Annotated in this window: 19 protein-coding genes and 2 tRNA genes; 10 read left to right on the top strand and 11 right to left on the bottom strand. The window is 72.9% G+C overall.

Annotated features, from left to right (window positions below; all coding sequences use genetic code 11):
* Positions 1-82 precede the first annotated feature (82 nt).
* On the bottom strand, positions 83-295 hold the full coding sequence (locus ACFWIA_RS17980; protein WP_387005817.1) for a hypothetical protein: 213 nt from the start codon (positions 293-295) through the stop codon (positions 83-85).
* A gap of 330 nt (positions 296-625) precedes the next feature.
* On the opposite strand from ACFWIA_RS17980, the gene ACFWIA_RS17975 reads away from it, so the two are divergent.
* Positions 626-1,105, top strand: a complete 480-nt coding sequence (locus tag ACFWIA_RS17975; RefSeq protein WP_387005814.1) for a MarR family winged helix-turn-helix transcriptional regulator — start codon at positions 626-628, stop codon at positions 1,103-1,105.
* A gap of 50 nt (positions 1,106-1,155) precedes the next feature.
* Entirely contained in the window at positions 1,156-2,835 is a 1,680-nt protein-coding gene (locus ACFWIA_RS17970; protein ID WP_387005811.1) for an MDR family MFS transporter, read from the top strand.
* Between the two features lie 18 nt (positions 2,836-2,853).
* Here the strand turns inward: ACFWIA_RS17970 and ACFWIA_RS17965 are convergent, their stop codons facing one another.
* The 5 genes from ACFWIA_RS17965 to ACFWIA_RS17945 all read right to left on the bottom strand — a co-directional run bounded on the left by ACFWIA_RS17965 (position 2,854) and on the right by ACFWIA_RS17945 (position 7,810).
* On the bottom strand, positions 2,854-3,684 hold the full coding sequence (locus ACFWIA_RS17965; protein WP_387005809.1) for a TetR/AcrR family transcriptional regulator: 831 nt from the start codon (positions 3,682-3,684) through the stop codon (positions 2,854-2,856).
* 114 nt (positions 3,685-3,798) lie between these two features.
* Positions 3,799-5,415, bottom strand: coding sequence for an MFS transporter (locus ACFWIA_RS17960; RefSeq protein WP_387005806.1), 1,617 nt, complete (start codon positions 5,413-5,415; stop codon positions 3,799-3,801).
* 136 nt (positions 5,416-5,551) lie between these two features.
* Entirely contained in the window at positions 5,552-6,289 is a 738-nt protein-coding gene (locus ACFWIA_RS17955; RefSeq protein ID WP_387005803.1) for a response regulator transcription factor, read from the bottom strand.
* A gap of 127 nt (positions 6,290-6,416) precedes the next feature.
* The gene (locus ACFWIA_RS17950; RefSeq protein ID WP_387005800.1) at positions 6,417-7,355 is read right to left on the bottom strand and encodes a DUF2797 domain-containing protein; all 939 of its coding nucleotides are present in this window, start codon (positions 7,353-7,355) and stop codon (positions 6,417-6,419) included.
* A gap of 56 nt (positions 7,356-7,411) precedes the next feature.
* Positions 7,412-7,810: an ATP-binding protein gene (locus ACFWIA_RS17945; protein ID WP_387005797.1), complete on the bottom strand. Its 399-nt coding sequence runs from the start codon at positions 7,808-7,810 to the stop codon at positions 7,412-7,414.
* 215 nt (positions 7,811-8,025) lie between these two features.
* Between ACFWIA_RS17945 and ACFWIA_RS17940 the strand changes: the two genes are divergently transcribed.
* The 3 genes from ACFWIA_RS17940 to ACFWIA_RS17930 all read left to right on the top strand — a co-directional run bounded on the left by ACFWIA_RS17940 (position 8,026) and on the right by ACFWIA_RS17930 (position 10,436).
* Positions 8,026-8,340: a putative quinol monooxygenase gene (locus ACFWIA_RS17940; protein WP_387005794.1), complete on the top strand. Its 315-nt coding sequence runs from the start codon at positions 8,026-8,028 to the stop codon at positions 8,338-8,340.
* Positions 8,330-9,532 (top strand): helix-turn-helix domain-containing protein, encoded by a 1,203-nt coding sequence (locus tag ACFWIA_RS17935; protein ID WP_387005791.1) that lies wholly within the window; start codon positions 8,330-8,332, stop codon positions 9,530-9,532. Before ACFWIA_RS17940 ends, ACFWIA_RS17935 begins: the two co-directional genes overlap by 11 nt.
* A 67-nt stretch (positions 9,533-9,599) precedes the next feature.
* On the top strand, positions 9,600-10,436 hold the full coding sequence (locus tag ACFWIA_RS17930) for a protein kinase (RefSeq protein ID WP_387005788.1): 837 nt from the start codon (positions 9,600-9,602) through the stop codon (positions 10,434-10,436).
* Between the two features lie 66 nt (positions 10,437-10,502).
* Here the strand turns inward: ACFWIA_RS17930 and ACFWIA_RS17925 are convergent.
* Together ACFWIA_RS17925 and ACFWIA_RS17920 are read right to left on the bottom strand one after the other, a co-directional pair.
* Positions 10,503-10,575: transfer RNA gene (locus tag ACFWIA_RS17925), tRNA-Arg, on the bottom strand.
* Positions 10,576-10,859: 284 nt separating this feature from the next.
* Positions 10,860-10,950: transfer RNA gene (locus ACFWIA_RS17920), tRNA-Ser, on the bottom strand.
* 338 nt (positions 10,951-11,288) lie between these two features.
* Here ACFWIA_RS17920 and ACFWIA_RS17915 point away from each other — a divergent pair.
* Both ACFWIA_RS17915 and ACFWIA_RS17910 read left to right on the top strand, forming a co-directional pair.
* A complete protein-coding gene (locus ACFWIA_RS17915) occupies positions 11,289-11,768 on the top strand; it encodes an SSI family serine proteinase inhibitor (protein WP_387005785.1) in 480 nt (159 codons plus the stop codon).
* 249 nt (positions 11,769-12,017) lie between these two features.
* Positions 12,018-16,316 carry a PAS domain-containing protein gene (locus ACFWIA_RS17910; protein ID WP_387005782.1) on the top strand — a complete coding sequence of 1,433 codons (4,299 nt, stop codon included), beginning with the start codon at positions 12,018-12,020 and terminating at the stop codon, positions 16,314-16,316.
* A gap of 93 nt (positions 16,317-16,409) precedes the next feature.
* Here ACFWIA_RS17910 and ACFWIA_RS17905 read toward each other — a convergent pair whose 3' ends face one another.
* A complete protein-coding gene (locus ACFWIA_RS17905) occupies positions 16,410-18,047 on the bottom strand; it encodes a long-chain fatty acid--CoA ligase (RefSeq protein ID WP_387005826.1) in 1,638 nt (545 codons plus the stop codon).
* 339 nt (positions 18,048-18,386) lie between these two features.
* On the opposite strand from ACFWIA_RS17905, the gene ACFWIA_RS17900 reads away from it, so the two are divergent.
* Positions 18,387-19,043 carry a SigE family RNA polymerase sigma factor gene (locus tag ACFWIA_RS17900; protein ID WP_387005779.1) on the top strand — a complete coding sequence of 219 codons (657 nt, stop codon included), beginning with the start codon at positions 18,387-18,389 and terminating at the stop codon, positions 19,041-19,043.
* Positions 19,044-19,135: 92 nt separating this feature from the next.
* Entirely contained in the window at positions 19,136-20,014 is an 879-nt protein-coding gene (locus ACFWIA_RS17895) for a bifunctional DNA primase/polymerase (protein WP_387005776.1), read from the top strand.
* Between the two features lie 6 nt (positions 20,015-20,020).
* Here the strand turns inward: ACFWIA_RS17895 and ACFWIA_RS17890 are convergent, their stop codons facing one another.
* Positions 20,021-20,680 (bottom strand): histone deacetylase, encoded by a 660-nt coding sequence (locus tag ACFWIA_RS17890; protein ID WP_387005774.1) that lies wholly within the window; start codon positions 20,678-20,680, stop codon positions 20,021-20,023.
* Positions 20,681-20,841: 161 nt separating this feature from the next.
* Between ACFWIA_RS17890 and ACFWIA_RS17885 the strand changes: the two genes are divergently transcribed.
* The gene (locus ACFWIA_RS17885) at positions 20,842-21,420 is read left to right on the top strand and encodes an NUDIX hydrolase (protein WP_387005771.1); all 579 of its coding nucleotides are present in this window, start codon (positions 20,842-20,844) and stop codon (positions 21,418-21,420) included.
* On the opposite strand, the gene ACFWIA_RS17880 is transcribed toward ACFWIA_RS17885, so the two are convergent.
* The gene (locus tag ACFWIA_RS17880) at positions 21,353-22,369 is read right to left on the bottom strand and encodes an NADP-dependent oxidoreductase (protein WP_387005768.1); all 1,017 of its coding nucleotides are present in this window, start codon (positions 22,367-22,369) and stop codon (positions 21,353-21,355) included. The two genes, ACFWIA_RS17885 and ACFWIA_RS17880, sit on opposite strands and share 68 nt — an antisense overlap.
* Positions 22,370-22,378 lie beyond the last annotated feature (9 nt).

Raw genomic sequence — 22,378 nt, 5'->3', positions numbered from 1 at the left:
GTATTATAGACACCCTGAGGGCCGCGTCGGACGGGCGCGCGCTCGTTGTCGTGCCGATCCGCTCCGATCCGCTCGGGGAGGATCAGCCCAGCGCCAGCCAGGCGACGCCCGCGAGGACGGCGATCGCCACGACGACGCCGAGGATCAGACCGACCCGGGGCCCGGACGAACCGGAGCTCTGGGCGGAGACCTGGGGGGTGCCGCCTTCGTCGACGAAGGCGCGGAACATCTGGGTGTTGCCCGCGGGGTCGTGTCCGCCCTGGGGGCCTTGTGGGGCTTGGGGGTTCTGTGCCATGGGGCAGGACACTAGCCGAATTCGGGCAGCTCCCCCAAGGGCGGGGTGGCCTCCCGGCCGGTCGGTCGACCACCCGCCGACCGGTCCACCGCTGCTTCACCGACCACTTCACCGGCCGCTTCACCGACCACTCCGCCGACCGGTCCGCGCCGAGCCGAGCCCCCCGGCCGACTCCCCACCACAGTGCCCATCCCCTCGCACCCCTCCCACCTGCGGCTTTCCCCTCCCGCTCAGGCGTTTGCCAGGTTTTTAGCCGCCCCATGACCCTTACATTGCCTGCGGCAACCAATTACCCCTTATGGTTGCTCTAAGCAACGAAAGGGGAGGGTCATGGCCGCACGGTCCGCGTACGCGGAACTGGTCCGGCAGCTGAACGCCGTGGGGGCCGTGAACCGGGGGCTCGCCCGTGCGCTGCCCGCCCAGTGCCCACCGGGGGCGGCCACCGTGCTGCACGTACTGTCCCGCGAGGGCGAGATGCGACTGAGCCGACTGGCCGAACTCCTCTCCGTGGACGTCTCGGTGACCAGCCGTCATGTCGCCCACGTCACCGAACGCGGCTGGGTGGACCGCGCACCCGACCCGGACGACCGACGCTCGCGCCTGCTGCGACTCACCCCGTCCGGCGAAGCCCAACTCGACGACCTGCGCGAACGCTGCACCGGAGCCCTCGCCCACCGGCTGAGCGACTGGTCCGACGAGGACGTCACCCGACTGACCGCCCTGCTCGCCCGGCTCCGCACCGGCTTCGGTGACTGCCGCGCCCCCTCCGGACGCCATCCGCACCCCGGGGAACGGCCCGTGTCCGGATGAACCCCGCCGAGCACGCACCACCCAACGAGAGAACAGGCACGGGCACGCAGATGGCGACGACCACACCGTCCGGGGTGCGGAGCGGCGAAGGAGCAAGCCCCCCGGGGGCCCGGGCCGGGGCCGGCGACGGGGCCGACGACGGTCAACCGCAGATGACCCACCGGCAGATCATGGAGGCCCTGTCGGGCCTGATGCTCGGCATGTTCGTGGCGATCCTGTCGTCCACGATCGTCACCAACGCCCTGCCCCAGATCATCGGCGACCTCGGCGGCGGCCAGAGCGCGTACACCTGGGTCGTCACCGCGGCCCTGCTCGCCATGACCGCGGCGACCCCGCTGTGGGGCAAGCTCGCCGACCTCTTCTCCAAGAAGCTGCTGGTCCAGATATCCCTGGTCATCTACGTGGCCGGATCGGTGGTCGCCGGACTCGCGCAGAGCCCGGGCATGCTGATCGCCTGCCGGATCGTCCAGGGCGTCGGCGTCGGCGGACTGTCCGCACTCGCCCAGATCGTGCTGGCCGCGATGATCTCCCCGCGCGAACGGGGCCGCTACAGCGGCTACCTCGGCGCCAACTTCGCCGTGGCCACGGTCGGCGGCCCGCTGCTCGGCGGAGTCATCACCGACACCCCGTGGCTCGGCTGGCGCTGGTGCTTCTACGTCGGGGTGCCGTTCGCCCTACTGGCGCTCGTCCTGCTCCAGAAGACCCTGCGGCTGCCCGTGGTGAAGCGGGACGTCAAGGTCGACTGGACCGGCGCGTTCCTCGTCTCGGCCGCCATCTCCCTGCTGCTGGTGTGGGTCACCTTCGCCGGCGACGCCTACGCCTGGTGGTCCTGGCAGACCGCGGTGATGGTCGCCGGTTCGCTGCTGCTCGGCGCCGCCTTCCTGCTGGTGGAGACCCGGGCCGCGGAGCCCGTCATCCCGCTGCGCCTGTTCCGGAACCGGACGATCACCCTCGCCTCGCTCGCCTCGCTGTTCGTGGGGGTCGCGATGTTCTCCGGGACGGTGTTCTTCAGCCAGTACTTCCAGTTCGCGCGGGGAGAGTCACCGACGATGTCCGGGGTGCTGACGATCCCGCTGATCGCCGGACTGTTCGTCTCCTCGACCGCGTCGGGGCTCATCATCACCCGGACCGGGAAGTGGAAGGCGTGGCTCGTCTCCGGCGGGGTCCTCCTCACCGCCGGCCTAGGGCTGTTGGGCACGATGCGCCACGACACCCCGTACGCGTACCTCGCCCTGCACATGGCCCTGACGGGACTCGGCCTGGGCATGATGATGCAGAACCTGGTCCTGTGCACCCAGAACCAGGTGGGCCCCGAAGACCTGGGCGCCGCCAGCTCGGTGGTCACGTTCTTCCGGTCGCTCGGCGGCGCGGTCGGCGTCTCCGCACTCGGCGCGGTGATGGCCGACCGGGTCAGCGAACACACCCGCAACGGCCTCACCGCACTCGGCCCCGAGGGCGCCCGCCTCGGCCACGGCGGCACCGAGGGCGGCGGCATCCCGGACTTCGACGCGCTACCGGAACCCGTGCGGAACGTGGTCGAGGGCGCGTACGGGCACGGGATCGGGGACGTGTTCCTGCTTTCCGCCCCGCTGGCCGCACTGGCGTTCCTGATCACGCTGTTCATCAAGGAGGTGCCGCTCAAGGGACGCCGCAGGTCCGACGCGGAGCCCCACGGCGGGGCGGCCTCGGTGTCCGCCGCCCCGGCGCCGGTCCCGTCAGAGAAGGCGTAACGGTCGAGGGCGTCACGGTCAGGGGGCGGCGTCCCCCCCGGCCCCGCCGCGTCCACGGGCGGCCATCGCCTCGATCCCGGCGACGAGCAGCTCCAACGCGAAGACGAAGTCCGCCTCCCGCATCTCCTCGACGGTGTCCCCCGCGCGCGCCGCCATCATCTCCGACACGTCGTCCAGCATCGGGGCGGCGCTCGGCGTCCCGGCGATCGTCCGCATCGCCTCCCGGTGGAACTCGTCCTGGCTCACCCCCGCCTCCGCGCACCGCTGCCGGAAGTGACCCTCGATGGTTCCGAATCCGTACACGAACTGGAAGACCGCCGAGATCGCCCCCGTCTGCCCGTACGCGGGCACCCCCGTCCACCGGATGATCTGGTGGACCGTACGGGAGAACTCCAGCGACCGCGGGCCGATGTTGAGGAAGTGCCCGGCGAGCGCGGACAGCCAAGGGTGGCGCACCAGCAGCCCGCGGTACTCGCCCGCGGTGGCCCGCAGCAGTGCGCGCCAGTCGACGGACGCCCCCTCGACCGCCCCCGGCTCGGGCACCTCGGGCAGTCGCAGTTCACCGTAGGCGGCGTCGACGGCCAACTCCAACAGGTCGTCCTTGGTGTCGACGTACCAGTACACGGACATCGCCGTGACGTTCAGCTCCGCGGCCAGTCGGCGCATCGAGAACTTCGCCGGCCCGTCCTGGTCCAGCAGTCGTACGGTGGTCCGGGTGATCACGTCCCGGTCCAGTCCGGACGGGGACGGATGGGCGCCGCGGCGGGACGGAGCCTGGCGCCGCCCGTCGTCCAGCAGCCAAACGCTCGATCGCGCCGGCCGTCCGCCCCGGTCGTCGCTCTTCCCCATCGCGCACCTCTCTCCGTCCCGGGACCCGTGAGCACCGGCCCCCTCCGCACCCGCACACCGCGCACCGTCAGCGGGCGCCGCGCACGACGCCCGCTGACGCATGGTAGGCGCGGGTCACCCGGTCCTCGCGGCCCCACTCCCCTTGACCGCACCGTCCGCACCGCCGGCGTCGACCGCACCGTCACCCTGCGGCGCCCCGGATGCGGGGTCCGCGTCGAGGACCGGTACGGGGGCCTGCGCGGGGGCCACCGGCTGGGTCCGCTCCGCGCGCCGGAGCAGCGCCGCCGCCAGCAGCCCGCCGAGGAACACGGCCGCGGCGCCGACCAGTTGGCTGGTCTCCAGTCCGGAGGCGAACGCGTCGGCGATCTCCCGCCGTTCCTGCGCCGACCCGGCCGCGGCGAGGGCGGCCGGCAGCGAGGCCGCCGACACCGACACCAGGGCGAAGAAGCGGGCGTTGAGCACGGCGCCGAGGATCGCGACCCCCAGCCCGTTGCCGAACTCGGCCATGGTGCCGTTGATGCCGGCACCCACCCCGGCCTTCGCCGGCGGTATGGCGCTCATCAGGGCGTTCGCCATGGCGGGCATCGCCATCGCGATGCCCGCGCCCATCATCACGAGACCGAGGAACACCCCCGCGTACGTGCCGTCCGCACCGCCGGACAGCAGGGCCACCGAGGCGAGCCCGGCGGCCAGCAGGGACATGCCGCTGAGGATGGTCGCGGGGGTGCCGAGCTTGGGCACCAGGCGGGCGCCGAGCCCGGTGAGGTTGAGCAGCACCACGGTGACCGCCAGCGGGGCGGTCCGCATCCCGGCCTCCAACGGCCCGTAGCCGAGGACGAACTGGAGGTGCTGGGTCAGCAGGAACAGCGAGCCGCCCAGACCGAACGAAACGAGCACCGCGCCCGCGATGGCGCCCACGAACCGCTGGTTGCGGAAGAAGTGCATGTCGAGCATCGGGTAGGGCGCCCGCAGCTCCCACAGCACGAACGCACCCAGCACCAGCACCCCGATGGCGGCCGAGACGAGGACCCGGCCGGAGGTCCAGCCGTGTTCCGGCCCGGAGATGATGGCGAAGACGGCGCCCGTCATGCCGATGGTCGACAGGACCGCGCCGCCCAGGTCGGGCCGGTCGCCCTGCGGGTTCTTGGACTCCGGCACCATCCGGACCACGGCCCACAGGCCGATCAGCGCGACGGGGATGTTGATCAGGAAGATCGCGCCCCACCAGAAGTGGTCCAGCATGATCCCGCCGATGAGCGGCCCCGCGGCGAAGCCGAGCGAGTTGACGGTCGACCAGAGCCCGATCGCCTTGACCCGTTCGGAGTCGTCGAAGATCTGCACGACGACGGCCAGGGTGGTCGTCATCAGCAGCGCTCCGCCGACCCCCATCCCGGCCCGTGCGGCGATCAGCTGTCCGGAGCTCTGGGCGAGCCCCGCCGTGAGCGAACCGACGCCGAAGACCGCGAGTCCGGCGATGAGCAACTTCCGGCGCCCGTAGCGGTCGGCCGCGCTGCCGGCGGTCAGCAGCAGCCCGGACTGCACCAGGGAGTAGGCGTTGATCATCCACTGTATGTCGGCGGAGGAGGCGTCGAGCTCGCGCGTCAGCGAGGGGATGGCGACGTTCAGGACGGTGTTGTCGAGCAGCACGGTCAGCTGGGCCAGCAGGATCACCCCGAGGATCAGCCACCGTTGGGGGTGCCCCTGGGACACCTCGGGGGATCGCATGGTCATCCGCTCACTCCTTCTACAGCGTACGTCTCAATCGTCGTACACTGTAGAACACTTCGCTATACGCCGTACAAGGCATTTTGTCGTTCGGCGTTTCCGCAGCTCAGGAGGGCTGGGGGTGAAGTGGCGGAAGCGGGGGTCACAGCGGGACGGCGGGCTTGATCAGATATCCCGCGCCGCGGCGCGTGTGAATCATCGGCTCCCGCCCGGCGTCGATCTTCCGCCGCAGGTACGAGATGTACAGCTCGACGACGTTCGCCCGCCCTCCGAAGTCGTAACTCCAGACCCGGTCCAGGATCTGCGCCTTGCTGAGCACCCGGCGCGGGTTGCGCATCAGATAGCGGAGCAGCTCGAACTCCGTCGCCGTGAGGTGGATCGCGGTGCCGCCCCGGGCCACCTCGTGACTGTCCTCGTCCAGGGTCAGGTCCCCCACGACCAGCACGGAACCGCCGTACGAGCCCATCACGCCCGCCCGCCGGATCAGCCCGCGCAGCCGGCCCACCACGTCCTCCAGGCCGAACGGCTTGGTGACGTACTCGTCGCCGCCGGCCGTCAGGCCCGCGATCCGGTCCGGCCCGGAGTCCTTGGCGGTGAGGAACAGCACCGGCACACCGGGGTGCTCCTGCCGCAATCTGGCCCGGACCGAGAGGCCGTCCAGATCGGGCAGCGCCACGGCGAGGACGACCGCGTCGGGCCGGAAGTCCCGGGCGGCCCGTAGCCCGCCCTGTCCGTCGGCGGCGCTGCGTATTCGCCACCCCTCGCTGTGCAGGGCGATCGACAGCAGCTCGGTGAGGGACGGATCGTCATCGACGACGAGCACCCGGACCGGCTTTCCGGCCGGCCGCAGCATGTCCGTGCGTTCCTGGGTGGCGGTCATGACGGCCACCCTGGCGCCGAGCCCTGAAAGACGACTGTGCCCGATCTATGAAAACCCTGAGAATCCCCCGGTCGTCCGCGGCCAGCTGCCCACGGAGCCCCACGGCGCCCCACGCAGAACGGTCCGCTCAGAACAATCCGCCCTGCACGGCCGACACGTCCCGCACCGGCACACTCACCACCCCGCCAGCCCCACCGTCTCCTTCTCCCCCGTCGTCCCGCACGAGTTCCCACCCCGCCATCAACCGGCCGTCCACCACGACGACACCGGTGCCGCGGCCGGCACCCGTACGAGTACGGGAACTGTTCACGAGGAGGTGCAGATCGGGGCCCGCGGCGGCGAGCAGGGTCCCCCGCACCACCCCGCCGTCCCGCAGTTCGGTGACCACCGCCGTCGCCGGAGGCAGCCCGGCGAGCCCGAAGACCCCGCCGTGGTCCACGACCACGCACTCCGCGGCCCGCTGGAGCGAATCGGGCCACCCCGGCAGCCCCACCGCGACCCGGTGCACCCCCCGCAACGCGCCCGCCCGGACCTCCGCCGCGGGCAACTCGGCCCGCACGGCACGCTTGCGGTCGTACGGAATCCGGTCCGGCACGCCCAGCGCGGCCCGCAACAACTCCTCCGTCCGCCGCGCGGCCATGAGCGGTCCGGACCCGAGCCAGGCGAACGCGACGGCACCCTGCTCCAGCAACCGGGCCGACCCCCGTTCGACCCGGGTGATCCCCACCTTGACCAGGCCGTCCCCGAACCAGGCGAGGTACACCCGGTACGGGCGGGGGTCGTCCACGTAGGTGTCGGCGGCGACGGACCGCACCCGGTCGAGCCGAGCGCACTCCGGACACTGGGCCCGGGTCGTCCGCCCTCCCAGCACCGCGGCCCCCGCGCAGTCCACCCACCGCCCGCCCCGCCAGACCCCCGCACAACGCCGGGCGCCCACGGCCCGGAACCCCAACACCTCCCCGTACCGCAGCGCGCGTTCCCGGGCGGCGCCGCAATCCCCCCGCCACCCGAGCACGGGCCGACCCGCCCCCGCGTCCCACCGCACCCCGGTACTCCACCACGTCACCCCTCGACGCTACCGGGCCCCACTGACACGGGGGCGGGCGCGGCCCGCCCCCGCGGTCAACGCACCACAGACTCTGAGGCTTTGGCGCAGAGTTCCACGGTGATCGTGTGACCGCGACGGTCTCCCCTGATGCGCACCCGGGTCGCATAGGCAGTGACCAGGGCCAAGCCCCGACCGCCGGAAGCCTCGTCGTCCGGATGCTCGACGTGCGGGCGCGCGCTGGTGCCGCCCGAGTCGGTCACGGTGACAGTGACGGTGGTCTCGGAACAGTTGACGGCCAGCAGAAAGCTGCCTCCCCGGCTGGCGGTGTGCGCGATCGCATTGGTGCCCAACTCGGTGACGACGAGCAGGGCGTCGTCCGTGCACGGATGGCCGCCAAGAACGGACCGGGCCCAGCGGCGCGCATGGCCGATCTCCTGAGGCAGGCCGGTGAAGGTGCGTCGGTGAGTCGGCATGGTGCGTCCTCCATCCCTCATGACCTGCGGCTCCGCAAAGCCCGACAGGCACACGACTGACACGGCAATCCGTAAGCCGTATATTTAGTACCAGTACCGTACTCTGAATACGGATACCGAAAGTACGTGGTCTGACTTTTCGTGCGGATGGACGCCGCTTAGCGTTCGCCGTAGGCCGGTGCCCGGCCGCTTCGCCGACGAGAGAGGGGCCCGGGATGTACGGGCTGATGGTGCGGTTCACCTGCAAGGACGAGGACGCTGCGGCCTCATTCGACGAGCTGGTCGCACGGACCGGGGAGCAGATTCGTACGAACGAACCAGGAACGGTGGTCTACACCGTGCACCGTGTTGACGGCCGACCGCTGGAGCGGATCTTCTACGAGCTGTACCGAGACGTCACCGCCTTCGAGGAGCACGAGGCCCAGCACTACGTGCGGGAGTTCCTTGCGACACGGGAACGGTTCCTCGTCTCGACCCAGGTGGACCGCCTGGACTTCGTGTCGGGCAAGGGTGTCCCCGATGAGCACTGAGTACGAGACGGCGCTCGGCCGGAAGATCGCGTCCCACCGCAAGCGACGAGGGCTGTCGCAGAAGGAGTTCGCCGGCCTGCTCGACCGGTCCGAGGCCTGGGTGTCCCAGGTGGAGCGGGGCGTTCGCCGCGTCGACCGGATGACGGTCCTGGAGAAGGTCGCCGAAGTCCTGGACGTGCCCGTCGCCGAGTTGGCCGCGGAAGCGCCCGTCGTCGCGTCAGCCGCCGCCGGGGAGTCCCCAGGGGCGCGCCAGTTGCGGCTCGTGCTGAGCACGGCGCACTCGTTGCAGGCGACGACCCTCGCCGAACCGCGCCCACCCGACATCCAGGCTCTGCAGGCAGATGTCGAGCACGCCTGGGAACTCACGCATCGGGGCGACTACGCCGACTTGGCCGAACTATTGGAGGCGCTGATCCCTCGTCTGGAGTGGGCCACGCGTGCGGGTTCCGTTGAGGAGCGCCCAGGACTCTTCCGGTTGTTGGCCACGATGTACCACGGCTGTGGTGCGGCGCTGGCGAGCGTGGGCGAACCCGAGGCCGCCTGGATCGCGGTGGACCGGGCCGTGGTGGCCGCCGAGCGCGCGGGCGATCCGCTTCTGATGGCGGCCGGAGAGTTCCGGCTGTGCATCGTCTTCCTGGGGGCACGACACTACGAGCAGGCCGCTCGGGCATCGGGAAGCGCCGCCGACGCGCTCGCACCGCTCACGGAGGACGGCGAGCCCGAGGCCGTTGCCGTGCGCGGGGCCCTCACCCTCCAGCGCGCCCTTGCCGCGGGCCGGTTGAACCGGGCTGACGACGCCTACGCGTACCTCCGTCAGGCGAAGCAGTTCGCCGAGCGGATCGGCGACGGACGCAACGACCACCACACGGAGTTCGGGCCCACCAATGTCGCACTCCACGAGGTCGCCGTGGCCGTCGACCTGGGTGATGCCGGTGTAGCCCTGAGGGCGGCCGAGAACGTGGACGCCTCCGACCTGTCCCCGGAACGTCAGGCCCACTTCCACCTCGATCTCGCCAGGGCTCACGCCCAACGCCGCCAGCTCGAACGGGCAGTGGACTCCCTGGTCAGGGCCCGTGAACTGCTCCCCGAGGCGTTCCGCGCCAAGCCTGCTGTCAGGCAGCTCGTTTCCGACCTGCTCGCGATGAGCCCCCGGCCGTCCGACCAGCTTCGTGAGCTCGCGCGGGGGCTGTGATGAGTCACGTGGTCGGCCACGACAGTCCGTGGCCGACCACGTCCGCCCGACCGGAGGGAACGAACCCGTGTCCGACGCGCCCCCGCACCTCCCGACCGCCGTGCTCGACACGCTCCGCCCCACGGCCCACCGCCTGGTCGTCCACCGCCGGGGCTCCACCGTCTGGGACGTCACGAGCCCCCACGGCCGTCACGCCGTGAAGCTCGGGCACCCGATCGAGGCCACCCCCGACTGGCCCGCCCAACCCTGGACCGCCCTCGCCCCCGCCCGCGAACACGCCGTCCTCACCCACCTCGGCATCGACGGCACCGCCTCCGGCACCTCGGAACACGGCACCTGGAACGTCCAACCGTGGCGCGAGGGCACCGACCTCCACACCCACTGGGCACCCCACCGACAGCCCGAGGCGACCACCGAACCCGACACCGACACCGCCCTGGCCTGCGTCAAGGCGCTGGCCGATCTCCACTCCCGCGGATGGGTCCACGGCGACGTACAACCCGCCCACCTCCTCATCGCCCCCGGCCGAGCCCACCTCATCGACCTCGCCCTCGCCCGGGGCGGCCCCGTACCCACCGCGTACGACTTCCCGTACCACGGCTGCCTCGTCCACTACGAAGCACCCGAGGTCGCCCGCAGCGTGCTCGCCAGCGGAGAAGCCGAGCCGACCCCGGAGGCCGACGTCTACGCGCTCGGCGCCGCCCTCCTCATCTCCGCCACCGGCTGGCGAGCCGTCGAGTACCCCGACGACGCGCCCCGCCCCGTACAACGCCGAGCCGTCGCGAACGGCCGCCGACGCCCCGTACGTGCACCCGGCAAGCTGGGCGACGCCATCGACGCCATGCTCAGCCACCGCCCCGGCGACCGCCCCACCCTCCACCAGGTCCACAGCGCCCTGAAGTGAACACGACCCCGTACAGGAAAAGACCGAAGGCCCCGTGGATTGATCCACGGGGCCTTCAGCTCGATGTGCACTCGGCAGGATTCGAACCTGCAACCTTCTGATCCGTAGTCAGATGCTCTATCCGTTAAGCTACGAGTGCTTGTGTTCTGTTGTGCTCTTCGCTCTTCCGCTCCGGCTTTGTCGGCCGGTCGGCGTTGCGGGAACAACATTACATGACCGGCGCCGTGAGGCGAAATCCATTAGGCACACCCGCCCTGACCTGCGATTTTACGGTTCCACGGTAGGGGCGCACGGTCGCTCTCCGCGCCCCCTGACAGCGGCCCGGGGGCCGAAAAGGGGTCGGCGCGTACCGCGCGGTCCGTACTGGCGCCCGGGAACGGCCGAAGCCCCGGCCGCAGGGGCCGGGGCTTCGGATACACGGTGCGGAGGCGGAGGGATTTGAACCCTCGATGGGCTTTAAGGCCCAAACCGCATTAGCAGTGCGGCGCCATAGACCGGACTAGGCGACGCCTCCCGCACAACCCCCCGCGCGAGCGCGAGTGGTGCGTGCAGATGATGACACAGCCGAGCGGGCTGTCACCAATCGGCCCCTACGGTACTAGGAGGGCCGCCCGCAGGGCAAAGCCTCGTCCGGGCCCGGTGCGGACCGTGCGGAGGCACCTTCAGGAGGCCGCGCGGAGGCCCCTACGGGAGGCCCCGCGCAGTCCCGTCACCACGGCGTGCGTACCGGCGGCCGAAGCGTCGGACGGGGCGCGTCCGCAACCCGTGCCGCCCCCGCGCGTTAGACCCGGCGGGCCACCCCCGCCCGGCAGCCACGTCGCCGGACCGTTTCCGCACCGCCGAAGGACCCCCATGCCGCAGCGCCTCCTCCGTACCGCCGCAGCCGCCCTCACCGTCGTCTCGGGGCTCGCCGCAGCCCCCGGCACCGCCCAGGCCCTGGACCGGGTCTCCCTGGAGCAGGTGCCCCTGGAGCAGCTCTCGCTGCCGCCGATCTTCGCCGTGCCCGACCGGCTCACCGTCGAGGTGGCCGGCACCGGGCGGGCCGTCGACGGCTCGTACCGCCTGGAGTGCGGGCCGGCCGGCGGCACCCACCCGGAGGCCACCCGGGCGTGCGACCGGCTCACGGACCTGTCGGCCGACGGGAGCGACCCCTTCGCCCCCGTGCCGTCGGGCGCCGTCTGCACGCTCCAGCACGGCGGGAACGCCACCGCCCGGATCACCGGCCGGTGGCACGGCCGGTACGTCGACGCCGAGTTCTCCCGGACCGACGGTTGCGAGATCTCCCGGTGGAACGGTCTGGTGCCCGTCCTGCCCGGCACCGGTCCGGCCTGACACGCCCTCGGGAAGCGGGTGCGACGGGATCCGGCCGAACACCCGACGCGGCCCGGCGCAGGCCGTCCCTGGTCAGCCCGGGGTCACCGGACGGGGACCGGATCCCGCACGCACTCCGCGCGCCGACTCCCCCTCATCCGCCGTCGCGAGCGCAACCCGGGGTCGTAGACTCCGGCGTGACACGTTGCGGACCGCGCGGCAAGATGGCCTCGGTGGTCGGCAGGATGCGTAACAGGGAGGAAGCGTCTCGTGAGCAGCAGGCCGTCCCGAGGCGCTGCTCGCCTCGCAGCCATACTCGACGCTCTCCCGGACGCGTTGGTACTGGTCAACGCCAACGGAACCGTCGTCAACGCGAACACCATCGCATTGGAAGCGTTCGAGGCTCCGGGCACTGCGCTGGTGGGCCGTGGGCTGTTGGACCTGCTTCCCGAGTTCGATTCGCGACTGATCCCCGGCTCGATGCGCCGCCCGGCGACCACGGACCCCCGTGGCCGCACCAAGCCGAAGCGGATGACCGCCCGCCGCACGGACGGCGGCGAGTTCCCGGTCGAGGTCACATCCGCGAATCTTGAGAACGGTCAACAGGCGTACGACGGGCACGGCTACACGGGTGACGAACTGCTGATGCTGGTGGTCCGGGACCTGTCCGGCACCGTCGACACCGAAGCGGAACTGGCACGTTCGCAACGGCAGACCGAGATGATCCTGCGGGCCGCGTCCGAGGGGGTCATCGGCACCGACCTGGACGGGCGGATCGTACTCGTCAACCCGGCCGCCGCGCAGATCCTCGGCTACCGGGCGAACGACCTGGGCGGCAAGGAACTGCACACCCTGGTCCTCCATTCGCGCGATGACGGCGAGCCGTTCCCCTACGAGGGCTCGCCGCTCGCCGACACCCTGAAGTCCGGCCGCAAGCACCGGGTGCGCGGCCAGGTCCTGTGGTCCAAGAAGGGCGACAAGGTCCCCGTCGACCTGACCACCGCGCCGGTCCGCGACGGCGACCAGCTCGTCGGCGCGGTCATGACGTTCACCGACCGCAGGCCGTACGACGCGCTGGCCCAGGAGAAGGACCGGGCGGAGCGGGAGCACACGGCCGAGCTGGCGCGGCTGCGCGAGGGCCAGGCCGCGGAACTCGCCGAGCACGCGGAACTGCACGCGGAGGAGATCGCGGCCGAGAAGGACCGGTACGCGGCGCTCGCCGAGCGGGAGCAGGACCGCCACGAGGCCCAGGGCGCCCGCTACGAACAGTTGCTCGCCGTGCTGGACGGATCGCTGCGGGGCCCGTTGGACGAGCTGCGCCACGAGCTGGCCGGGCTCGCCGCGGACGACGCCGGGCAGTTGTGGCCCGAGGCCAACCAGATCCTGCACCACCTCGCCGCCGGGTACTCCCGGATCACCACCCTGGTCGACAACGTCCTGCGCTACCAGCGGCTCGACTGCGGTGCCGAACGGCTGACGCGCCGGCCCGTGATGCTGGACGCCGTCGTCGCGGCCGGGGTCGACGGCGCGGTGGAGCTGATCGGCCCGGGCCGGGCCCAGTTCGCGGTGCACGCCCCGCCGATCGAGGCCGAGGTCGACCCCGAGCGGCTGGCCACGGCCCTGGCCCATCTGGTCGCGGACGTCGCGGGCGTCGACTCCACCGGCAACGCGCCGGTCGCCGCGGACGGCTACATGGACTCCACGATCGTCGTCGCCGCCGCCCAGCGCGGTGAGGTCGTACGGATCGAGGTGCGCGGACCCTACGGGGGCGGCGACCCGGTCCACGAACCGATCGTCCGGGGCATCGTGCGGGCCCACGGAGGGGTGCTCCAGACGCACGAGGTGCCCGGGGCGGGTGGCAGCGCGTTCGTCCTGGAAGTGCCGATCGGCGGCGGTGCCGGAGCGGTGCCCGCCGGTCAGCCCGCGCACGACCCGGTCGGGGTCGACGGCTCCGACGGGTCCGGGCTGCCCGCCGGCGGCACCGATGGTTCGGGGTCGACCGACGGCGGCACCGGCGGGGGGCGGCGGCGGGCCCGCCGGGGCTCCACCGACGCCTTCCTGGAGGGCGCCCCTCCGCACGGCAGGCCCGACGACGGTGCGGAGGGCGGCGCGGACGGGACGCCGACCGGACGCCGCCGTGGACGCCGGGCCGCCGAGGCCACGCCGGACGACCGGGACGAACGGGCCGCGCTGGCGCAGGCGTCCGGCGGCACGGACGGCACGGGCCGTCGGCGCGGCCGACCCAGCGGCGCCCAGGACACCGTCCACGCCCCCGTCAACCCTCCCGCCAACCATCCCGTCAACAGCCCCGTCGAGGGCTACCCGAACGGGCCGGCCGGACTCGGACAGGTGCCGCCCGGCGGCCAGGGCGGTGGTCAGCCCGGCGGCCAGGGCGGTGGTCAGCCCGGTGGCCAGGGCGCACAGGTGGCGCTCAGGTCCGGACCGGGGACGGGCGGACGGGAGGGCGGCGGTGCCGGGGTTCCCGCGCTGCCTCCGGCGGCACCGGCTGACCCGTCCGGCCCGCAGCCCGTGAACCCGGCGGGCCTCTCGGGCCACCCGGGCCACCCCGGTCAGCCGAGCCACCCGGGTCAGCCGGTGCCGCCGGGCGGGGCGCAGCAGAACGGGCGGCGAACCCGTCGCGCGCTCGCCCCCGCGGCCGACGGCTCGGCGGAGGAGGTCCAGGGAGGCCCGCGGAGCGCCTTCGCACTGCCCCCGGCCGAAGCCGACCGGCCCGTGGACCACATGTACACCGGCCAGGCGGGCCGCGACCGGCGGGTGCCCGGCGGTGGTTTCGACCCGGCAGCGCAGCAGGGCGGCGCCCCGCACGATCCGATCGAGGAGCACACCCCGCCCCAGCCCCATCCCACCGAGCGGCCCACCGGACGGCGACGTGCCGTGGGGTCGGGGGTGAGCGGGGCGCCGGAAGAACGCCCGGACGTCGAGGTGCCCCGGCCGGGCGAGGAGGGTCCCGCCGCGCCCCCGTACGGCTTGCCCGCGCCCGCCCATCCGCAGGTCGCCGGGTATCCGAGCACCGTGGCCGTCCCACACGGTGCGCACGGCGCGCAGGACGGTCCCGTACCGCCGCAGGGCATTCCGTCCCAGGCCGCTCCGCCGTACGTCCCGCAGGCGCCGACGGCCACCGAGGGCGCGGGCGTGCCGGTGCAGATGCCGCACGCCGCTCAGGGCGGCCAACCGCTGCCCCCCGCTCAGCCCGTTCCGGGGACCCACCCGGTGCCGGCCGGGCACCCCGCGCAGCCGGCCCAGCCCACCGGTTCCACCTGGGGAACGCCGGCGCCCGGCGCTTCGCTGCCCCCGCAGCAGGTGGCGCCCCCGCGGACGCCGGGCACGGAGACCCAGAGCGGTGGCGCTCAGAGCGGTACGGCCCGGGACTCCCGGGTGGTGCCGGACTCTCCTGGGGCCCAGGACCCGCATGCCACTGCCACGCAGGGCCGCGCGTTCAGCGTGCGCACGCTCGGGCAGGGAGTTCCCGTGGCCCGGTCGAGCTCCGAGGCACCACCCGCGCCCCCGGTCGCCGGTGGTCAGGGCCAGCCCGCCGGCAGTGGCGCCGCGAACGGCTCCGGGCGACGACGGAAGCTCGGTACGCGACCGGACGCCTTCGCCGACGAGCCGGACGGCCCGGACGGCCCGGGTCGACCGCTGCCGCCCCAGCAGTCCGCCCCGGCGGGTGCGCCGCAGCGGCTCGCCGGCCCGGCCACCGGGCCCGGGCGGTCGTACGCCATAGGGGCACCGGATCAGCACGCCGCCGAAGGGCCCGAGCCGCTGGACGGGCCGGGCGGTGCCGTGGAGATCGCCGATCAGCCGCACCCGCGGCCGATGGACGACGAGTTGCCCCCGGAACCGCTCGACAACCCCCGGCGGCTGTTGGTGTGGCCCGCCCCCGACATGAGCACCCAGCAGGCGCTGAGCGACCGGGGCTACCGTCCGGTCATCGTGCACTCCCGTGAGGAGGTGGACGCCCAGATCGCCGCCTTCCCGGCCGCGCTCTTCGTCGACCCGCTCACCGGGCCGATCACCCGGACCGCGCTCCAGTCGCTACGGCAGGCCGCTGTCGCCGCCGAGGTACCGGTGCTGGTGACGGCCGGGCTGGGTCAGGCGACGCGCGAGGCCGCCTACGGGGCCGATCCGGCCGTGCTGTTGAAGGCCCTGGCCCCGAGGGACAGCGAGCAGCACCCTTCGCGCGTGCTGCTGATCGAGGAGCACCCGGAGATCGCGCTGGCGTTGACGTCCACGCTGGAGCGGCGGGGCATGCAGGTCGCCCGGGCGGTGACGGACGCCGATGCGGTGACCCTGGCCACGCAGATGCGGCCGAACCTCGTGGTGATGGACCTGATGCAGGTGCGGCGTCGCCGGGCGGGAATCGTCGACTGGCTGCGGGCGAACGGCCAGTTGAACCGTACGCCGTTGGTCGTCTACACCGCTGCCGTGGACCACACGGAACTGCCCCGGCTGGCGGCCGGGGAGACCGTGTTGTTCCTCGCCGAACGGTCGACCAGTGCTGAGGTGCAGAGCAGGATCGTGGATCTGTTGGCCCGGATCGGCACCAACTGAACGGGAGTGGGGGTGTTTCACGTGAAACACCCCCACTCGGCGTAAGAGACCGCGATCGCGGCCGGTCCGCGTCAGACCTGGGTGACGTCCGGGTCAGAGCTGGGTGACGTCCAGGTCGCCGTTCGCGTACTGCTTGCGGATGACCTTCTTGTCGAACTTGCCGACGCTCGTCTTCGGCACGGTCTGCACCACGCTCCACCGTTCCGGGAGCTGCCACCTGGCGACCTTCTCGGCGAGGAAGGCGCGCAGGGTCTCGAAGTCGGCCGTGGCGCCTTCCTTGAGGACGACGGTGGCCAAGGGGCGTTCGCCCCATTTCTCGTCGGGGACGGCGACCACCGCGGCCTCGGCCACCTCGGGGTGGCCCATGAGCGCGTTCTCCAGCTCCACCGAGGAGATCCACTCACCGCCGGACTTGATCACGTCCTTGGCCCGGTCGGTCAGCGCGAGGTACCCCTCCGACGTGATGGTGCCGACGTCGCCCGTCTTGAGCCAGCCGTCCTCGCTGAACTTCTCGGCGGGGCGCAGCGGCTCCCCGTCGGGCCCCGGGTAGTACGCCCCGGCGATCCACGGCCCGCGCACCTCCAGCTCGCCCGCTGACCGACCGTCCCAGGGCAGGGTGTCACCGTCCGGGCCGCGCAGCCTCGCTTCGACGGAGGCCGGGAAACGCCCTTGGGTGACGCGGTAGCCGAACTCCTCGTCGGTGCCGACGGCGTGGCCCGGGGCCCGGGCTATGGTGCCGAGCGGTGAGGTCTCGGTCATGCCCCAGGCGTGGCACACCCGCATGCCGAGTGCGTCGAACGCCTCTATCAGGGCGGGCGGGCAGGCGGACCCCCCGATGGTGACCTGCCCGAGGGTGGAGACGTCGCGGGGTCTGGCCGTCAGTTCGGCGAGCAGGCCCTGCCAGATGGTGGGCACGGCGGCGGCGTGCGTCGGGCGGACGGACTCGATCATCTCGGCGAGCGGTCCGGGTTGGAGGAACCGGTCCGGCATCAGCAGGTTGAAGCCGGTCATGAGCGCCGCGTGGGGCAGCCCCCAGGCGTTCACGTGGAACTGGGGGACGACGACCAGGCTGGTGTCGGCGTCCGTGAGCCCCATGGACTGGGCCATGTTCACCTGCATCGAGTGCAGGTACACCGAGCGGTGGGAGAAGACGACGCCCTTGGGGTCGCCGGTGGTGCCGGAGGTGTAACACATGGCGGCGGCCCGGCGTTCGTCCAGCTCCGGCCAGTCGTACGCGGTGGGCCTCCCCGCGATCAGCTCCTCGTAGTCGTACACCCGCGGGCGTACGCCTTCGAGCCCGGAACGGTCGCCGGGGCCGGAGACCACGACGTGCTCGACCGAGCGCAGGTGCGGCAGCAGGGGAACGAGCAGGGGCAGCAGCGAGCCGTCCACCAGGACCACCCGGTCCTCGGCGTGGTTCACGATCCAGGCGAGCTGCTGCGGCGGCAGGCGCAGGTTCAGGGTGTGGAGCACGGCGCCCATCGACGGGGCGGCGAAGTAGGTCTCGACGTGCTCCGCGTGGTTCCACATGAGGGTTCCGACCCGGTCGCCCTCCCGGACGCCGAGTTCGTCCCGGAGGGCGTGCGCGAGTTGGGCGGTCCGGCTGCCGACCTCGGCGAAGCTGCGGCGGCGGGGCTCGGCACCGTCGGTCCAGGTGATCACCTGGGACGAGGCGTGGACCGTCGCCCCGTGCCGAAGGATGCGGGAGATCAGCAGCGGTACGTCCTGCATGGTGCTCAGCACGGTGGCCTCCGGGAAGGGTGTGGGTGGCACGGGAGGGGTACGGGAACGGACTGCCGATTCTGCGGTCGTACCGAGCGGTCTGTCACTACCTTCGGGCGCCGGACGCGCTGCCGTCCGGTGCCGGAGCCACTGCCCTGCGGATCGTCGTGGAACCGGTCACGCGCGGTACCCGACGGTCACGGGTCTCGGGGCAAAACCCCTAGGGACGTCATACCGGCCTCCACCTTCAGTAGGTGGGACGGGCCGCTTTCCTACAACCTGAGGCGGACAACCCTTCGCGACCTGCGGGCGATCCGCCGGGCCCGGGCCCGAACCTAGCGTGGAGGCATGACCGCAACCATCGCGCCTGTCTGCACCAGCGCATCGAAGCCCGTGGCACCGATGACCACGGCCCACGCGGCCCTGAACCAGGTACCGGCCGTGACGTCCACACGGTCCACGGCCTCCGCCGCCACGCCGAGCGCATCCGCTCCCGTCCCGGTGTCCCACCTGACCTACCCGTCCTTCGCGTCGTACGTGCACGCCCGCGGACCCGTGCTGCTGCGTACCGCCCGGTCGCTGACGGCGAACCCGAACGACGCCGAGGACCTGCTCCAGACCGCGCTCACCAAGACGTTCGTCGCCTGGGACCGGATCATGGACCACCGTGCGCTCGACGGCTACGTGCGGCGGGCCCTGGTGAACACGCGGACCTCGCAGTGGCGCAAGCGGAAGGTCGACGAGTTCGCCTGCGACGAGTTGCCCGAACCGGAGACGGTGCCGCTGGGCGACCCGGCGGAGCAGCAGGCACTGCGCGACGCGATGTGGCGGGCGATCATGAAGCTGCCGGCCCGGCAGCGCGCCATGGTCGTCCTGCGGTACTACGAGGACCTGAGCGAGGCGCAGACCGCCGCGGTGCTGGGGGTCTCGATAGGCACGGTCAAGAGCGCGGTCTCCCGTGCGTTGGGCAAGCTGCGCGAGGACCCCGAACTCATCGCCGCCTGACCGCTCCCGGATCGACCCGCCCGTCGTGCGTGACACGTCCGGCAGGTGCGCGGCACCCTTCCCTTCTTCGAACGTGTGCACGAAAATGAACCATGGCCACCACCGTTCGGCACACCGCTTCCCCCTCGGCCCTGGCCCTCGCCCACGCCCTGTCCGCCGCGGCCCGCGGCCTGGCGGTCTTCCCCCTGACCCGCGGCAAGCTCCCCGCCCTGCGCTCACCGCACCGCGACGGGAGCGGCCCGTCGCACTGCCGTGGCGCGTGCGGACGCCCGGGCCACGGGGTGCACGACGCGACGACCGACCCCCACCGCATCCGCGCGCTCTTCCGCGCCGCGCCCTGGTCGACGGGGTACGGCATCGCCTGCGGCCTGGCCCCGCACCACCTCATCGGGGTCGACCTGGACGTCACCCCGGGCCCGGAGCCCTCGGCGGCCCTGCGGGAACTGGCCCTGCGCCATCTGTTCTCGATCCCCGACACCGTGGTCGTCGTCACGCCCCGCGGCGGGCGCCACGTGTGGCTCACCGGCCCGCCCGACCGGATCGTCCCGAACTCCGCCGGCCGCCTCGCCCCGGGCATCGACGTCCGGGGCACCGGCGGGTACCTCGTCGGCCCCGGGTCCCGCTCGCAGGACGGCGTCTACAGCGCGGTGCCCGGCACGGCACACCTCGCACCCGCGCCCTGCCCGCCCGCGCTGCTGCGCATCCTGGCGCCGCCGCGCGGCGGGCACCGCTCCCAGGGTTCCGCCGCGGGGGACGCGGCCGGACGGGGGCTCGTGCACTTCGTCCTCGCCGCGCACGCCGGCCAGCGCAACACCCGGCTCTTCTGGGCCGCCTGCCGCGCCTACGAGACCGGGGGCGGCCCCGAACTCCGGGAAGCCCTGGTGGAGGCGGCGGTGCGCACCGGCCTGGCCGAACGCGAGTGCCGGGCCACGGTCGCCTCCGCCGCCCGCCTCACCGGGAACCGCCCCTGACCACCGCTACGACCCGATCAGCTCCGCCACCTCCCCGGGCGTCCAACGGCCCGCCGCACCCGGCGCGCCGGCCAGGTACCGGGCGACCGCCGACGCGTCCCACGCCCCGGTGGCGAGCAGACCGCGGGCGAGGTGGCGCAGGTACGCCGCCGACGGCCGCACCACCGTGACCTCGTCGAGTCGCCACGGCGCGGTGCAGGTCACCACCGGGAGGCCGTCCAGGAGCCCCGGGCACACCAACGTCTCGTAGCGGCCGGGACCCAGCTCGGCGCGGCCCTCCCGCAGCACCGTCGAGAGGTCGAGGTCCGTCCCCGGGGGCCGGTACATCTCCTGGGCGGCGATGTCGGAGAACTGCCCGGCCGTGACCAGGTGGGCCCGGCCCCACAGCCGGCCGTCGGCGTACGGGTCGTAGAACGCCCGGCCACCGGTCCAGAGCGGGGACTCGGTCGCGAAGTACAGGGCGCCCGGCAGCAGCACCGCTTCGGAGCGCTCCGGCGGGCGCGGGTCACGGCACCCGGGACAGGCCCGGGCCGCGCCCGGTGGCCGACCGCCGCCGAGGTAGTAACGGAGCCTGTCCACATCGGTGTTGGACCCGTACGAGGCGTACCAGATCCGCTCGACGGGGCCCACGGGCCGCAGTGCCGTGAGGGTGCGGACGGAACTCAAGGGTGCCTCCCTGGGACGGGGCGGACGGCGACCTGGGTAGCCGCTCCAGTGGAACACCCGCGCAGCGGTTCGCACCCGCGCCGGGGCCGAACCCACTGGTCGGCCGCCGCCCGCCGCAGGGCATGCTGAACGTCCGGACACCGATCGGGAGGGTCACGCACGTGCGGTGGGAAGTGCACGGGGAGCAGCAGCTCTACGGCAACGAGTGGTTGAGGCTGTGCCAGCTGGACGTCGAGCAGCCGGACGGACGTCGGGTGGACTACTACGCCGTCCGGCTCAGGAACCTGGCGGTGGCCGCGGTGCTCAACGACCGCCGGGAGGTGCTGATGATGTGGCGGCACCGCTTCGTCACCGACTCGTGGGCCTGGGAGCTGCCCATGGGCCTGGTCGAGGACGGCGAGTCGCCCGCCGAGGCGGCGGCCCGCGAGGTGCTGGAGGAGACGGGCTGGCGCCCCGGTCCGGTCCGTCCCCTGATCTACGCGGAGCCCGCCGCGGGCATCACGGACACGCAGCACCACGTCTTCCGGGCCGACGGCGCCACCCGCGTGGGACCGCCCGCGGAGCAGAACGAGTCCGACCGCGTCGCGTGGATACCGCTCGGCGAGGTCCGCGGGATGATCGACCGCCGGGAGATCGTCAGCAGCGGCACCCTGGTCGGCCTGCTGTACCTGCTCATGGCCGAAGGGGCCGCAGGCCCTGCGGGGTCCGCCGGGACCCAGGGGGCCGAGGCGGTTCGGTGAGGGGGGAAGCCGTCGGCGTAAGGACGATCTTCCCGGTGGTGCGCTTCGACTCGATCGCCCGGTGGGCCTCGGCCGCCTCGGCCAGCGGGTAGGTGCGCTGGACCACCAGCCGCAGCCGGCCCGCCTCCACCCGTTCGGTGATCCCCTCCAGCACCTCCCCGGAGGGCTCGGCGGTGACCCAGACGTAGCGCAGACCCCGGGCGGCGGCCCGCCGCTCGTCGGTCCCCGGATCGATCGACGCGCCGACGAGCAGACCGCCCGGCCGCAGCACGTCGAGGGAGCGCGGCCCGTACGCGCCGCCGACCAGGTCCAGCACGGTGTCCACGGGGGCCACGGCGGTCCGGAAGTCGGTGGTCGAGTGGTCGACGAGTTCGTCGGCGCCCAACTCGCGCAGCAGTGCGTGACGGGCCGCCCGCGCGGTGCCGATCACATGGGCGCCGAGGTCCTTGGCGAGTTGCACCGCGACATGGCCCACCCCGCCCGCCGCCGCGTGGATCAGGACCCGGTCGCCGGGCCGGACCCGAGCCAGCACGGCCAGCGCCTGCCACGCGGTGAACGCGACCAGGGGCAGCCCGCCGGCGTGCACCAGGTCGAGGTTCGCGGGGGCGGCAGCCAGGACGTCGGCCGGTACGGCGGTGTACTCGGCGTACGCGCCGCGGCGTCCGAGCGCGGTCATCCCGTACACCCGGTCGCCCGGCGAGAACCGCGTCACCCCCGCGCCGACCCGCTCCACCACACCGGCCACGTCGTTGCCCGGCGTCCACGGCAGGGTGACCAACTCCGGTACGCGGCCGGACCGGAGGATCGCGTCACCCGGGTTGACCCCGGCGCCGGCGACCCGGACCAGCACCTCCCCGGGCCCGGGCTCCGGCACGTCGACCTCGGTGTGGACGAGCACTTCCGGACCGCCGAACGCGGACTGGACGATGGCATGCATACGGGCGGACAACAGGACTCC

Source organism: Streptomyces sp. NPDC127068, from assembly GCF_042724695.1.
Taxonomy (GTDB): Bacteria; Actinomycetota; Actinomycetes; order Streptomycetales; family Streptomycetaceae; genus Streptomyces.
This window is presented reverse-complemented; position numbering and strand designations above follow the sequence as displayed.

Coding starts and splice junctions, on each gene's coding strand:
- ACFWIA_RS17980 (WP_387005817.1), bottom strand. CDS start 295: ATGGCACAGAACCCCCAAGCCCCACAAGGCCCCCAGGGCGGACACGAC.
- ACFWIA_RS17975 (WP_387005814.1), top strand. CDS start 626: ATGGCCGCACGGTCCGCGTACGCGGAACTGGTCCGGCAGCTGAACGCC.
- ACFWIA_RS17970 (WP_387005811.1), top strand. CDS start 1,156: ATGGCGACGACCACACCGTCCGGGGTGCGGAGCGGCGAAGGAGCAAGC.
- ACFWIA_RS17965 (WP_387005809.1), bottom strand. CDS start 3,684: ATGGGGAAGAGCGACGACCGGGGCGGACGGCCGGCGCGATCGAGCGTT.
- ACFWIA_RS17960 (WP_387005806.1), bottom strand. CDS start 5,415: ATGACCATGCGATCCCCCGAGGTGTCCCAGGGGCACCCCCAACGGTGG.
- ACFWIA_RS17955 (WP_387005803.1), bottom strand. CDS start 6,289: ATGACCGCCACCCAGGAACGCACGGACATGCTGCGGCCGGCCGGAAAG.
- ACFWIA_RS17945 (WP_387005797.1), bottom strand. CDS start 7,810: ATGCCGACTCACCGACGCACCTTCACCGGCCTGCCTCAGGAGATCGGC.
- ACFWIA_RS17940 (WP_387005794.1), top strand. CDS start 8,026: ATGTACGGGCTGATGGTGCGGTTCACCTGCAAGGACGAGGACGCTGCG.
- ACFWIA_RS17935 (WP_387005791.1), top strand. CDS start 8,330: ATGAGCACTGAGTACGAGACGGCGCTCGGCCGGAAGATCGCGTCCCAC.
- ACFWIA_RS17915 (WP_387005785.1), top strand. CDS start 11,289: ATGCCGCAGCGCCTCCTCCGTACCGCCGCAGCCGCCCTCACCGTCGTC.
- ACFWIA_RS17905 (WP_387005826.1), bottom strand. CDS start 18,047: ATGCAGGACGTACCGCTGCTGATCTCCCGCATCCTTCGGCACGGGGCG.
- ACFWIA_RS17900 (WP_387005779.1), top strand. CDS start 18,387: ATGACCGCAACCATCGCGCCTGTCTGCACCAGCGCATCGAAGCCCGTG.
- ACFWIA_RS17895 (WP_387005776.1), top strand. CDS start 19,136: ATGGCCACCACCGTTCGGCACACCGCTTCCCCCTCGGCCCTGGCCCTC.